General features: G+C 56.6%; 10 protein-coding genes. 7 read left to right on the top strand and 3 right to left on the bottom strand.

Translation table 11 applies throughout. From position 1 onward, the window contains the following. Positions 1–15: 15 nt before the first annotated feature. The 4 genes from GT003_RS13630 (at position 16) to GT003_RS13615 (ending at position 5,157) form a co-directional block, all read left to right on the top strand. Positions 16–849, top strand: a complete 834-nt coding sequence (locus GT003_RS13630; RefSeq protein ID WP_161698560.1) for a sugar phosphate isomerase/epimerase family protein — start codon at positions 16–18, stop codon at positions 847–849. Between the two features lie 974 nt (positions 850–1,823). Further along, positions 1,824–2,771: a carbohydrate ABC transporter permease gene (locus GT003_RS13625; RefSeq protein ID WP_161698557.1), complete on the top strand. Its 948-nt coding sequence runs from the start codon at positions 1,824–1,826 to the stop codon at positions 2,769–2,771. A 44-nt stretch (positions 2,772–2,815) separates the two neighbouring features. After that, positions 2,816–3,613, top strand: coding sequence for a carbohydrate ABC transporter permease (locus tag GT003_RS13620; RefSeq protein WP_161699106.1), 798 nt, complete (start codon positions 2,816–2,818; stop codon positions 3,611–3,613). Between the two features lie 101 nt (positions 3,614–3,714). Further along, a complete protein-coding gene (locus GT003_RS13615) occupies positions 3,715–5,157 on the top strand; it encodes an ABC transporter substrate-binding protein (RefSeq protein ID WP_161698555.1) in 1,443 nt (480 codons plus the stop codon). 121 nt (positions 5,158–5,278) lie between these two features. On the opposite strand, the gene GT003_RS13610 is transcribed toward GT003_RS13615, so the two are convergent. After that, positions 5,279–6,040, bottom strand: a complete 762-nt coding sequence (locus GT003_RS13610; protein ID WP_161698552.1) for an SDR family oxidoreductase — start codon at positions 6,038–6,040, stop codon at positions 5,279–5,281. 299 nt (positions 6,041–6,339) lie between these two features. On the opposite strand from GT003_RS13610, the gene GT003_RS13605 reads away from it, so the two are divergent. After that, complete coding sequence (locus GT003_RS13605; RefSeq protein WP_161698550.1) at positions 6,340–7,047, top strand: DNA alkylation repair protein; 708 nt, start codon at positions 6,340–6,342, stop codon at positions 7,045–7,047. 61 nt (positions 7,048–7,108) lie between these two features. On the opposite strand, the gene GT003_RS13600 is transcribed toward GT003_RS13605, so the two are convergent. Both GT003_RS13600 and GT003_RS13595 read right to left on the bottom strand, forming a co-directional pair. Then, positions 7,109–7,984: a DUF6999 family protein gene (locus GT003_RS13600; protein ID WP_161698548.1), complete on the bottom strand. Its 876-nt coding sequence runs from the start codon at positions 7,982–7,984 to the stop codon at positions 7,109–7,111. Further along, positions 7,981–9,849 carry a 3-oxoacyl-[acyl-carrier-protein] synthase III C-terminal domain-containing protein gene (locus GT003_RS13595; protein ID WP_161698546.1) on the bottom strand — a complete coding sequence of 623 codons (1,869 nt, stop codon included), beginning with the start codon at positions 9,847–9,849 and terminating at the stop codon, positions 7,981–7,983. Before GT003_RS13595 ends, GT003_RS13600 begins: the two co-directional genes overlap by 4 nt. Before the next feature lie 216 nt (positions 9,850–10,065). Between GT003_RS13595 and GT003_RS13590 the strand changes: the two genes are divergently transcribed. After that, entirely contained in the window at positions 10,066–12,021 is a 1,956-nt protein-coding gene (locus tag GT003_RS13590; protein ID WP_161698544.1) for a GTP-binding protein, read from the top strand. A gap of 405 nt (positions 12,022–12,426) precedes the next feature. Then, positions 12,427–13,371, top strand: a complete 945-nt coding sequence (locus tag GT003_RS13585; RefSeq protein WP_161698542.1) for an ABC transporter permease — start codon at positions 12,427–12,429, stop codon at positions 13,369–13,371. The last annotated feature ends 3 nt before the right edge of the window (positions 13,372–13,374 follow it).

The raw sequence follows: 13,374 nt of genomic DNA, 5'->3' as shown, positions 1-13,374 counted from the left end.
GAAGGAGCGATAACGATGATGTTTCCATTCAAAGCGGCCCTTAACGCCTCGACCTTGTTCCCGTTCAAGCTGAACGTGCTTGAGCAGGTTCGCGTGGCGGCTAACGCAGGGTACGAGGGCATTGAGCTGTGGGTTGGCGAGATCGAAGCTTACTTGCGCGATGGCGGTACGACGGCGGAACTTCGGGAATGCCTCGAGAGTTCGGGCGTCGTGCTGGCGAATGCAATTGCGTTCTTCAAATGGGCGGACAACGACGAGGCAGTGCGCGAGGAGGGCTTCGCTCAGGCCGAACGCGAGATGCGCATGCTGGCGGAGCTCGGCTGCGCGGCCGTTGCCGCGCCGCCGTTCGGCGACGTGGCGGACGTGCCACTGGCCGATATGGCCCGCCACTACGCGCGTCTTGCGGCACTTGGGCGCAGCATCGGCATAGACGTGTACCTGGAATTCTGGGGTCGCGCAAGCACGCTGTCGCGGATCGACGAAGCGGTCATCGTGCAGCGGGAAAGCGGCGTCAACGGGGCAAAGCTGCTCCTTGATCCTTTCCACATGTATACCGGGGGCAGCGAAGTCGATGATTTGAAGCAGGTGAATGGAAGCGGCATCGGCATCTTCCATGTGAACGATTATCCGGCGAATCCGCCGCGGGCGGTCATCACGGACGCGGAACGCGTCTTCCCGGGCGAAGGCGTGGCGCCGTCTGCGGCAATCGCGCGGCAGCTCTACGACTCGGGCTACCGCGGCTTCCTGTCGCTGGAGCTTTTCATTGCAGACTTCGGCGGCCTAACGGCGGCAGACGTTGCGGAGAAAGGCCTGGCGGCATTGAAGGCGGCCTATAGCGTCGAAGCGTAACTCGGATTTGCAGCTTCGCTCGCTTGCAATGCGAAGGTGGTATGAGCGCAGATGGAGTTCACGGCCGGATGGCGGCCGTTAACTAGCCGAGCGACCTGCCGTATGCGAAAGAAACCTGCCGTTTTCCCAAACGGCGGGTTTCTTTTTTTGCTTTCCGGCGATCCGGGGCGCTGCGATCGTAGGCAGCTTCTATATCAAATACGTGCATATGTGCACTTATTTTTGAGGTTTAAGCCCGGAAATCTGAAATAGGTGCAAATCTGCAACTATTGGGTCGACTTCGAGTCATTTTGGCCTGAAATCGAAGGAATAGTTGCATAGTTGCACTTATTCCGCTGAAATCACGTTGTTACTTGAAAATAAGTGCATAGTAGCACTTATTTCTATGGGCAGATTCTGCTGCCTTCCAGTCCTATTTGGGGAAGCGGGAGATGTGCATCCTGATCTGGCTTCGAGGAACGGTCGGAGTAGTGCATCCTTTACCGGCTTCGAGGATAAGGGGATCGTACGCTCCTTTGACTGGGGAAGCGGGACTGCTGCCTACCTGCCTTATTCGAGAAGGCAGTCGGACTGCTCCATTCCTTCACTGGCTCGAAGAAGCGGAAGGAATCCCCTTGCACGCATACGCCCGTCCTCAGCCCTATGCTCAAGCCTGCCTTCCTCATGCCCTCCCCTCTCCATCCCCTCACCTTCCCCTCTTGCCCCATCTCTCAATCCACTCTTCCTAGCACTTCTATTCTCCCTTTATTTCTAGAATTGGATCGCGGTTACAATTTCTTCACCTGCGGAAAACATCCGTCGAACATGCTGGGCTTATCCTACGAAAGGAACCTACGAGGAATCCACGAGCAATCTACGAGTAATCTACAAGGAACCTACGAGTCATCCACGAGGCATCTACGAGGGATTCACGAGCAATCTACGAGCAATCCACGAGGAAATTACGAGGAAATTACGAGGAAAGGTGGCTGGCAATGAATACGACAGAAGCCGAGCTAGCCGTAAAGCGCGTGAACGCACGGACGCGGGGAACGAGGCGCTCCCTGGCTGTCATCGGCAAAGAAACGGCGGCAGGGTACCTCTTTATGGCGCCTTCGCTGGTGCTGTTCGCGGTGTTTCTCTTCTACCCCCTGGCAAAATCGGTTTACTTGAGCATGTACTTAACGGATCCCCGCGGCCGTGTCGCGATGTTCGTCGGACTCGATAATTTCATCTCGCTGTTTCGCGCGGACGCGTTCTGGAACAGCCTGCTCGTCACGCTGAAATTCACGGCGTTCACCGTGCCGACGGGCCTGCTGGCCGCGCTGCTGCTGGCGGCGTTGACCTTCGGCCGGCTGCGGGGCATGCGCGCGTTCCGGTTTATTTTCTCCCTGCCGGTGGCGCTCTCCGTGAGCACCTCTTCCGTCATTTGGTCCATGCTGTACCATCCGACCACGGGCACGCTCAATTATTTCCTGTCCAAGCTCGGCATCGCGCCCGTGCAATGGCTGACCGATCCGGCCTGGGCGCTCGTCTCCGTCTCCATCATGACGATCTGGATGAATTCCGGCTTCTCGTACATCGTGCTGCTGAGCGGCCTGCAGGGCATAGCCGACGATATCTTCGACAGCGCGCGCATCGACGGTGCCGGGCCGTTCCGCAGCTTCGTCCAGATTCTGGTGCCGCTCGTATCGCCGACGCTTTTCTTCCTGTGCGTCATCTCCGTCATGAGCGCCTTCCAATCCTTCGGGCAAATGAACATCTTGACCAAAGGCGGGCCGGCGGGCTCCACGGAGGTATTCGTTTACTCCATCTATAAGGAAGCGTTCATTAATTATCAATTCGGCACGGGCAGCGCGCTGGCCTTGGTATTGTTCGCATTCATCCTGCTGCTGACGCTGCTGCAGTTCCGACTCGGCGAAAGGAAGGTGCATTACCATTGACGACCCTGCTGCCGCGTCCGGCGCTCCTGCTGCTGCGCCGCCTGATGCATTACGCGATTCTCGCGATTTGCGCGTTGGCCGTTATCTACCCGCTGGTCTATACCGCGTTCGCGTCGTTCATGACGCCGGACGAATCGGCTCAATATCCGCCTAAGCTGCTGCCGTCCCATCTCTACCTGGGGAGCTTCCGAACGGTGCTGGATCTCGTACCGCTTCAAACGTTCGTGCTGAACAGCTTCGTCATCTCCGCGGCGGTCATGCTCGGACAAATCATCACCGCGAGCATGGCGGCGTATGCCTTCGTGTACGTGTCGTTTCGCGGCAGGGCCTTCTGGTTCGCGGTGTTCATCGCCACGATGATGATCCCTTGGGAGGTGACGGTCATCCCGAATTACCTCACCGTCAAAGCATGGGGCTGGCTCGATACGTATCAAGGCATGATCGTGCCGTTCCTTGCATCGGGTTTCGGCGTGTTCCTGCTCCGTCAGTTCTTTCTACAGCTGCCCCGCGAATTGCACGAGGCGGCGAAAATCGACGGCTGCGGCCATGTTCGGCATTTCACGGGCATCGTGCTGCCGCTGTCGCGACCGGCGCTCGCTTCGCTGGGAGTCTATGCGTTTCTGAATGCTTGGAACATGTACTTATGGCCGCTGCTGGTCACGAACAGCGACACGATGCGTACGGTCCAGATCGGCATCAGCATGCTGCAGTTTCAGGAAGTGACCGTGTGGAATCTCGTGCTCGCGGGCGTCACGCTCGTCCTGCTGCCGTCGATGCTCCTGCTCGCGCTCGGGCTTAAGCAGCTGGTGGGCGGTTTGACCGCCGGCGCCGTCAAAGGCTGAGGCCAGCGAGCAGCTTTGTCCATTCGGACGCCTTGGATTGGGGGAATCGTCCTCGGACGTGCATCCATATATAAAAAAAGTAACGGGAGTGAAAAACGAGAATGAAATCACTGAAGCGACAAGCGGGGCTGCCGCTGGCAACGGCAAGCTTGATGGTGCTGCTGGCCGCCTGCGGAACGACTAACGCGGCTGACGATGCAAACGGTACGGACAAGACGAATGCGGCGGCCGCGAACACAGCGAATGCCGACGCGGCGGCGGCCGCGAATAGCGGCGCGAATACGGCGAATGCGGCTGCAGACACGCAGAAGGAACCGGTAAAGGTCGTCTGGTGGCACTCCATGAGCGGCGAGCTGGGCAAGGCAGTCACGGAGCTGGTGGCGGATTTCAACGCTTCGCATCCCGACATCCAAGTGGAGGAAGCCTATCAAGGCACCTACGACGACAGCCTGAACAAAATGAAGGCTTCGCTCGATTCCAAGTCCGGGCCATCGCTCATCCAAGTCTACGAAATCGGCTCCAAATTTATGGTCGACTCCAAGGCGATTACGCCGGTACAGGACTTCATCGATGCGGAAAGCTATGACGTATCGAACCTGGAGCCGAACATTCTCGGTTACTATACGTTCAATAACAAGCTGTACTCCATGCCGTTCAACACGTCCAATCCGATCCTCTACTATAACAAGGACATGTTCAAGGCAGCGGGCCTCGACCCCGAGAAGCCGCCGGTAACGTACGAAGACGTGAAGAAGGATGCGCAGGCGTTGACGAAGGACGGCAAGACGGGCGCGTCGTTCGCCATCTACGGCTGGTTCATGGAGCAGTTCTTCGCGAACCAAGGCGCGGAGTACCTCGATAACGGCAACGGCCGGACCGGCATGGCGACCAAGTCGCTCCTCGACAGCGAAGCTGGCCTGAAGACGATGGACTGGCTGAAGGACCTCATCGACAGCAAGGACGCGCTCAATCTCGGCCGCAAAACCGACGATACGAAGAAAGCGTTCCTGGCCGGCCAAATCGGCATGACGCTGGATTCCACGGCGAGCCTGCGCGGCATCGTCGACGGAGCGAAGGATAAGTTCGAGGTCGGCACGGCGTTCCTGCCGAAGCCGGAAGGCGCATCGGGCGGCGGCGTCGTGGTCGGCGGCGCGAGCCTCTGGATCATGAACAACAAGCCGGCCGAGGAGCAGAAGGCCGCATGGGAATTCATCAAATACTTGGCCCAACCGGACACGCAGGCCAAGTGGCATATCAACACGGGCTATTTCCCGATTACGAAGAAGGCTTACGACGAACAAAGCGTGAAGGACAACATGGCGGCGTACCCGCAGTTCAAGACGGCCGTCGACCAACTGCACGCGACGACGCTGACTCCGGCTACGCAGGGTGCCGTTATGGGCGTGTTCCCGGAAGCCCGCCAGATCGTGGAGGGCGCCATCGAAGAAACGATCGGCGGCCAGAAGGATTCGAAGAAGGCTCTCGATGATGCCGCCAAGGCGATTACGGAGAAGATCGAGACGTATAACAAGACCGTTAAGTAAGACGAGTCGGCCGGCATGCCGGCATGAAGCGAGAAACCCCGTCCCGCGCTTGAGGAAGCGCGGAACGGGGTTTCCTTGTCTTTCCAGATGTTATCGCCGGCTCGTGGCAAGCTTCCGATCGTTATTCGATGAGGCCCTTCGACGACTCGTACATTTTGGCTGCATAGGCATCGATATCGTCGCGCGACATGCGCAGGCGATCGACGGAAGTGCCGTAGCCCACTTCCGCTTTGCCCTCTTCCAATCCCTTGAAGATGCCGTCCGCGAAGGCATCCAACGGTTCGCCGTGCACATGCAGCCCCGTTCCTCCCAGATCCGTGTTGACCGCCGGGGGAGCAACCTCGATGACTTCTACGGACGTAGCGGAAAGCTGAAGCCGGAGGCTCATCGTAAAGGAATGAAGCGCCGCTTTAGTCGCCGAGTAGATCGGAGCGATCGCAAACGGAGTGAATGCGAGCCCGGAAGTCACGTTCAGGATCGCTGCCGCTTCGCGGGCCGCAAACCAGGGCGCGAACAGCAGGGCCAGATGGACAGGGGCTTCCAGGTTGGTCGTGATTTCTTTGTTATATGCCTTCCAATCGGTTCTCGCATCGACAGTCAACGCATTGAAGCGCTGCTGAATGCCGGCATTGTTCACTAACGCGTTCACGTCCGGATAATGCGTCGTCACCCAATCGAACAGCGCGATCCGCTCGGATTCGATATCCAAATCGCTGACGCGCGTAATGAGGCCGGGCAGTCGTTCTTTGGCCTGCTCAAGAACGCGTTCGCGCCGTCCGGTCGCGATAACGGTATTTCCGGCTTTCATGAAACGTTCCGCAAAAGCGAATCCTATGCCCGTGCCGCCGCCCGTAATGAGAATCGTATTTCCCGATAGTTTCATGGTCGTTTCACGTCTCCTTTATTCTGCTTTTTGACCTCATTAGCTTACGACTTAAAGCTCGCTCTAAGTCAACCCCGGGTGCTCGGGAATTTTCGGATGGCCGCGAAGAAGAGACGGTTCGAAACGGGATGTCCTGCATGGGAGCAAGTGCGTTGGCTAACCTGCCTCCAGGCGGGTTATTTGCGTGCGCATCGACCGGAATGTCGGGAGATTTAACGCGCCGATCCGCTTTGTGATATATTCAAGGAAGAGGCATTCTTCCTACTGTTAATTCCATGAAAAGGACGTGCGATCCAACCATGAATCTAGAAGCGGTCATGCAGGAGCTCGAAGCGCTCGGCAAGGAACGAACCAAGAAGATCTACCAGTCCAACGGCGCGCGCGAACCGCTGTTCGGCGTGGCTACGGGCGAGATGAAGCCGATCTTCCGGAAAATCAAACGCAATCAGCCGTTGGCCGAGGAGCTGTATGCCACGGGGAACTACGACGCCATGTACTTCGCCGGGGTGATCGCGGATCCGAAAACGATGACGGAAGCGGATTTCGAACGTTGGCTGGAGAGCGCTTATTTCTATATGCTGTCGGATTACGTGGTGGCCGTTAGCTTGGCCGAGACGGATATCGCGCAAGAGGTGGCCGACAAATGGATCGCAAGCGATGGCGAGCTGCGCCGCTCGGCTGGCTGGAGCTGTTATTGCTGGCTGCTCGGCAGCCGTCCGGACAGCGAATTCGCGGAGGCCAAACTAGCCGATATGCTGGGGCTCGTTCGGGACACGATACATGAAGCCCCCGACCGCGCGAAATACGCGATGAACATGTTCTTGTACACGGTGGCCGTATCCTATGCGCCGCTCCACGACATGGCGGTCCGAATCGCGCAGGAGACAGGTCCGGTGGAAGTGAATCAAGGGACTGCGAAGAGCAAGCTTCTGGATGCATCCGTCAATATCCAGAAGACGGTCGATAAAGGACGGCTCGGCTTCAAACGCAAATACGTGAGGTGTTAACGCGTTAACCAACCGGACCGCGCTCCTGACCATACCCCGATCAAGAACAAACAGGCTGCCGTTAAGCAGCCTGTTTGTTTTTCAACTCCACGAGCAGCGCGTGGAGCTGCTCGGTCGCGAGTCCGTGAAGCACGAGCCGGAATCCGGCCCGAAGCGTGGAGAGCGGCACCATCGGGTGCTTGTTGTTGATCAAGGCCAGCCTGTCGTTGCTGCCGATCAGCTTGGAGGCCAAAATGCCGATCGTCTCATCGAGCTGCAAGGAGTTCGTGGCCCGCCAAAAGTCGTTATCGGTCAAGAAAAACTGATAGACCGGCGTGAAGCACTCGATCGCCGTCATCAGATCGAGCTTGTTGGTCCACCGATCGGGCATCCGTTCGATCGGAATGGGGGACGAAGTGATGGCATCGAAACGAAGCCGTTCCTGCTTGGTCACTTCGATGTTATTCTCGCGGATTTGGATATTCAGATTGATGATGAAATTGTATAAGTTGAGGTCGTGAACGAGAAATAAATCGTCCTTGACCGGCTCGAGATTCATCGGTTTCAGCGGATTCATCTCGATCTGGACGCCGGGAATGTTGTCCCGGATGAACTGCAGAATCTCGGAACCGAGATAAAAGTGACGGAGAATCATAAAGTTGGCGTCCGGGCTCACGAAGGTCTTCATGCCCCAATACAAGAAACGATGCAGTAATTTGGAGGACGTGAATGCTTTCGGGACGATGATTTTGTAGATTTGGAACAGAATGATCATCAGCCGGGACAGCGGCCTCAAGATCGGAAGCACGAATTGCCTGGATTTGCTCGAGCAGTCCTTTAGGTACGAGGCCTTCGCTTCTTCGTTGAACGGGATGCTTTGGTCCAGGTAGATCGCCAGGAACGGATTCGGGTTCTGCTTGTCGTGCGGCATGTTCTTGAAATAATCGGACCGGCTCATACGTTGCCCAGCTCCTCTAACTGTAATAAGTACAGCCGTGCTGTCGTTTTCGCGGTTTTTACGATCCGCTCGGCAAGCGCCATCGTAAGCATCGGATGCTGAATGCCGGCCTCGAGACGCTCGAAATGCTTCTCGTCCGAGTCGCTGTGATAGAGCAGGAAGGAAACCTGATCGTCGTTCAAGCGGAGCTGGTCGCGGATCGCCTCGCCCCAATGCCTCGCCATGCGGCATCCGAGACCCTCGATAATCCACATCGCGCCCATCAGATCAACCGGATTCTCCCGGCTTGCCCGTTGGAACAGGTAGGCGGACAGCGCCTCGCTGCCGATGTTTTTCTCCCCGGATTGAATGACTGCCAGATCCCCTCCCACGGCCGCGTAATTGCGTTCCAGCATTTGAAAATCGCGATGCTCGTCGCGGGCATGGGCGATAAACATCGAGCGCAGCTCGATATGCTCGATCGCGATGTAGGAGGCCGCGCGCGCGATCCACTGGGACCCGTCGATGACCTGCTGCCGAATGTTCTCCATGAGCAGCTTGTAATCGTCCAACGTGAATTTGCCCCGATACAGCTTATGAATGATTGGCACGCGAGCAAGCTTTTGTTCAAAATCGATCCATACGTTGACCAGCTTCCGCACCAGATGGGACTGAACCGAGTTGGATGCGTCGTAGTCCAAATGCGGTGCTTCGGGCTGACGCTCCATGGCGTCGGCGACGATCCTGCTCTCTGTGCCGACGACCGTCAACAGCATATACGAGGTCTGAAATCTTCCGCTCTCCGGCACCATGCAGAGCACCTTCTCGCCCGGTTTCAGATGCCCTTCGTTGAACAGTTCCTCCAGCATGATATAGATCGAAGCGGCGCCCGTATTGCCCTTCGTATAGAGGTTCGTAAACCATCTGTCTTCGGGAATGGTCATCCCGCCAAGCTGCATGAGCCGGAAGATCTCTTCGCGGAAATAATGGGACGAGTAGTGGCACACCATCCAATCGATGTCGGACGGATTCACTTTTCCTTCGTCCACGAGCTCGAAGAACCGGTTCACGCCGACCTTCGGCATTTCGTTGACGAGGCGGATGTCCTGCTTCAAATTAATGGCTCCGTCGTTTGCCGCTTCATGGATGGATGCATAATCGAGCCAGCCGGGCTGACTTTCCGCGCCGGCGTCTTTATTCATGCCCGCATACATGCAGGTATCGTAGAGATTGGCGTACGACTTGTTGTCGATCCATTCGATGCGGAGGGACAGCCCCTGATCGCTCGGTTTATGCTGGAGCACGGCTGCACCGGCGCCATCGGACAGCATGAAGCGAAGGAAGTCCGTATCGAACGGAATCGCATGGTCCATGAATTTGGCCTGCGCCTCGAAGCGGGTGTGCTTGAAGACGCGGCTGGAGAACTCGCTGGCACAAGAGACGGCGGCTTTCTTCTCCCCGGACTGCACCTGGAGGAAGGCATTCTTGATCGCCTGCATGCCGCTGCCGCAGACGCCGTGATGCGTTGCGATTTCCATGGCGGGCAGGCGGGTCTCCGCGTGAACCATGCTGGCAAACCCGGGAACCAGCAGATCGCCCTGCGTCGTGCCGACGGCCAAGAAGTCGATGCGATCGGCGAGATCGTCGTGATTCCGTTCCAGCGAATCGCGAATCGCATGGGCAGCCATCTCCGCATTGGAATAGAGACTCTTCTGATCGGTATCGATGGCGTAATAACGGGTGCGGATCTTATTTTGGTCCAGCACGCGCCGCATGGCTTTCGAGCTTTTTCCGCCGATCTGCCCGAGATAGGCTTCGATAGCGTCGTTACCGATGGGCGCGCCGGGCAGGAACTTCCCGATGCTGGTTATATAAACGGCATTCATAGCAATTCTCCTTTATGGAAAATTTGTATACTATGCTCTATCATCGGCTATATGAGGTTGAATGCCTAGTACTAAATTGTTCTGGTACCTGCATGTGGAGCATGGGTGCGACCGCTAAGAGACGATCGGGACCGCGAAATGTTTCATGAACATCGTCCATGACTATGTTAGGATAGTTGCAGGCAAGCCAAGACATAACGAAATCAAGGGGATACGATGAAACCTACAACCATTGGTCTGTTCGCTCACGTGGATGCGGGGAAGACCACGTTTGCCGAGCAGCTGCTTTACCATACGAACAGCATTCGGGAGCGGGGCAGGGTCGATCACAAGGACGCCTACCTCGACAGTCATGATATCGAACGGGCCAGAGGCATCACGGTGTTCGCGGATCAGGCGGTCATGACGTATAAAGGGGCGACCTATTATCTGATCGATACGCCGGGTCACGTCGACTTCTCGCCGGAGATGGAACGGGCGGTCCAAGTGATGGATGCCGCGATTCTCGTCATCAGCGCGGTGGAAGGCATTCAGAGCCACACCGAGACGGTCTGGCAGCTGCTTCATAAGCATCGCATTCCGACGTTCTTCTTCATCAATAAGACCGATCGGGTCGGCGCGGACGTTGAACGCGTGACCGAGGACATTCGCATGCACCTGACGGCGGATGTCTGCATGCTGACCGGCAGCTTCGCGGACGGCATCGTAGGAGAAGGATTGTTGGAATTCATGGCGGAGCGGGACGAGTCGTTATTGGAAACGTTTCTGGCGGGTACGGGAGACCAGGCCTTCTGGCTGCGGACGCTGCAGGCGCAGATTCGCGGACATCGGCTCTTTCCTTGCGCGAGCGGCTCCGCCCTGCAGGATGTCGGCGTGATCGAATTCATGGATCAGCTTCATCGGCTGGCGACCGTCGACTATGACGATGGGACGCCCTTCGGGGGACGCATCTATAAAATTCGCCATGATCCGAAAGGCGTGCGCTTGACCTACGTCAAGGCGTTAAGCGGAACGCTCAAGGTTCGCGACGAATTGTGCTATGACAGCGGGGAGGTTCGCGTTTGCGAGAAAGCGACCCGGATTCTCATCGTCAACGGGAGCAAAATGCATGCCGTCGACCAGGTCTCGGCCGGTGATTTGTTCGCGGTGACCGGACTGTCGGGCGCAGAGGCAGGCCAAGGTCTGGGCATCTATTCGGACAAGCTGGTCTACGAGCTGGTGCCGACGTTGACGTCGAAGGTGGAATTTGCGGATTCCCTGAACGTGAAGGACGTACTGGGAGCCTTTCGAATCCTGAATGCCGAAGACCCTTCCTTGAACGTCGTCTGGGAGGAAAGCCTGCAGGAAATCCACATCCACGTGATGGGCCTTATTCAGCTTGAAGTGCTGGAGCAGCTGGTGAGCGAACGATTCCAGATCGCCGTCTCCTTCGGCAGACCGGAAATTCTGTATAAAGAAACGATCGCGTCCGCGGTGAACGGCTACGGGCACTTCGAGCCGCTCAAGCATTATGCCGAAGTGCATCTGCGCCTGGAACCGGGGGAGCGGGGCAGCGGAATCACGTTCGCGAATGCCTGCCACGCGAGCGATCTAAGCGCGGGCAATCAAAATCTCGTCAAGACGCATCTCTACGAGCGCGACCATCACGGGCTGTTAACGGGAATGCCGCTCACCGATATCCGGATTACGCTGCTGAAGGGCGGCGCGCACAACGAGCATACGCACGGCGGCGATTTTCGCGAAGCGACCTTCCGTGCCTTGCGGCAAGGCTTGGAGAAAGCGGAGAACGTGCTGCTCGAGCCCTATTACGCGTATAAGATCAAAGTCGAGATCGACGATATGGGCAGGGTGCTGTCCGATATCGAACGGGCCTCCGGGCGATTCGACCCGCCGCAGACGACGGCCGCCCATGCAGTCATCACGGGTCAAGTTCCCGTCGCCACGTTCATGGACTACAGCAAGGAGCTGGCTTCGTTTACGCATGGCAGAGGCATGGTTCGTCTGACCTTCGGCGGTTACGAGCGCTGCCATAACGAACGCGAGGTGATCGAGCAGCGCGGTTACCGCAAAGACGCGGACCCGCTGTACAGCTCGTCATCGATTTTTTGCGCCAAGGGCCATGGGTATACGGTGCCGTGGGAGGAAGCGGAAGAGAAAATGCATCTCTTATAGCCTTCGTTCTCCACATTTCTATTGTAAGGAATTGTTTCCAACCATGACCGAAAGAAGCCTTCGAACTGTCGAATTACGGCAGCGGAGGCTTCTTTTTTATTGGCTTTCTCCAACTTTATTCCTATAAACCTAACGTTTGTTGACTGCGGTCTCATGTTTGTTGTCTAGAATGAGGCCGCCCGGATTCTTTACAATAACATCAAGAAGCACGAATTGATGACGCTGTATATGGAATTCGCGACAAAAGTTGGATGAGCCCCGTTGGGCATACCGCTTACTTGAGCGCTGTAACCGCGCAATCCGGATCGGGGCGGTTCGAACGCTGCATGAACGCCGGCCCTCGATCTTACCGGAATCTGAAAGCGTGTACACACTGAATATGAACAAACGTAAGGAGTGGCTAACATGGACACGAAGAGCGGGCGAAAACGCTGGCGTACGCGCTGGCGCACGCAAGATACCGAACTCACGCTTCTGGCTTTACCGACAACGATCTGGTACATCTTGTTCTGTTTCCTGCCGATGTTCGGCCTCATTATCGCCTTTAAGGATTTCAAGATCCACGGGGGCTTCCTGAGCAATGTCATCCACAGCAAATGGTCCGGCTTCAAAAACTTCGAGTTTCTGTTCAAGTCGAACGACGCATGGGTCGTCATTCGCAACACGCTCGGCTATAATTTGATCTTTATCATTTTGGGTATTTTGGTACCGGTTACATTGGCCCTGATGATCGGCCAGCTGCACAGCGGCAAGGCCGGAAAAATGTATCAAACGATGATGTTCCTGCCTTACTTCTTATCCTGGGTCGTCGTCTCCGCCGTCGCTTGGGCGTTCCTGAGCTTCGATAAAGGGATCGCCAATCAGTTCCTGGGCAGCTTGGGCAAGGATCCCGTGAACTGGTACATGGAACCGAAATATTGGCCGTACTTCCTCGTGTTCATGAACGTCTGGAAAGGCCTCGGCTACGGCATGGTCGTCTACTTGGCGACGATCACCGGCATCGACAGCACGTACTACGAAGCCGCAGTCATCGACGGCGCTTCCAAGTGGCAGCAGGCCAGATACATTACGCTTCCGCTGATGAAGCTGGTTATCGTCATGATGTTCATTTTGGCCGTCGGTCGCATTTTCTACACGGATTTCGGGCTGTTCTTCCAAGTGCCGCGGGATTCCAACTCGCTGTTCAACGTAGCGACGACCATCGACGTTCTCGTGTACAAGCAGCTTAAGACCGCTACGGTAGGCATGGCTTCGGCTTCCGCATTCGTACAATCCGTGATGGGTTGTGTGACCATTCTGATTGCCAACTGGGTCGTTCGTCGCGTAGACCGAGAGAGCGCAATGATGTAAAGG

Origin of the sequence: Paenibacillus sacheonensis, assembly GCF_009909195.1 — a bacterium.
Classification (GTDB): Bacteria; Bacillota; Bacilli; order Paenibacillales; family Paenibacillaceae; genus Paenibacillus_Z; species Paenibacillus_Z sacheonensis.
The sequence above is the reverse complement of the archived record's forward strand: the minus strand, read 5'-3'. Positions and strand labels throughout refer to the sequence as shown.

Coding starts and splice junctions, on each gene's coding strand:
- GT003_RS13630 (WP_161698560.1), top strand. CDS start 16: ATGATGTTTCCATTCAAAGCGGCCCTTAACGCCTCGACCTTGTTCCCG.
- GT003_RS13625 (WP_161698557.1), top strand. CDS start 1,824: ATGAATACGACAGAAGCCGAGCTAGCCGTAAAGCGCGTGAACGCACGG.
- GT003_RS13620 (WP_161699106.1), top strand. CDS start 2,816: ATGCATTACGCGATTCTCGCGATTTGCGCGTTGGCCGTTATCTACCCG.
- GT003_RS13615 (WP_161698555.1), top strand. CDS start 3,715: ATGAAATCACTGAAGCGACAAGCGGGGCTGCCGCTGGCAACGGCAAGC.
- GT003_RS13610 (WP_161698552.1), bottom strand. CDS start 6,040: ATGAAACTATCGGGAAATACGATTCTCATTACGGGCGGCGGCACGGGC.
- GT003_RS13605 (WP_161698550.1), top strand. CDS start 6,340: ATGAATCTAGAAGCGGTCATGCAGGAGCTCGAAGCGCTCGGCAAGGAA.
- GT003_RS13600 (WP_161698548.1), bottom strand. CDS start 7,984: ATGAGCCGGTCCGATTATTTCAAGAACATGCCGCACGACAAGCAGAAC.
- GT003_RS13595 (WP_161698546.1), bottom strand. CDS start 9,849: ATGAATGCCGTTTATATAACCAGCATCGGGAAGTTCCTGCCCGGCGCG.
- GT003_RS13590 (WP_161698544.1), top strand. CDS start 10,066: ATGAAACCTACAACCATTGGTCTGTTCGCTCACGTGGATGCGGGGAAG.
- GT003_RS13585 (WP_161698542.1), top strand. CDS start 12,427: ATGGACACGAAGAGCGGGCGAAAACGCTGGCGTACGCGCTGGCGCACG.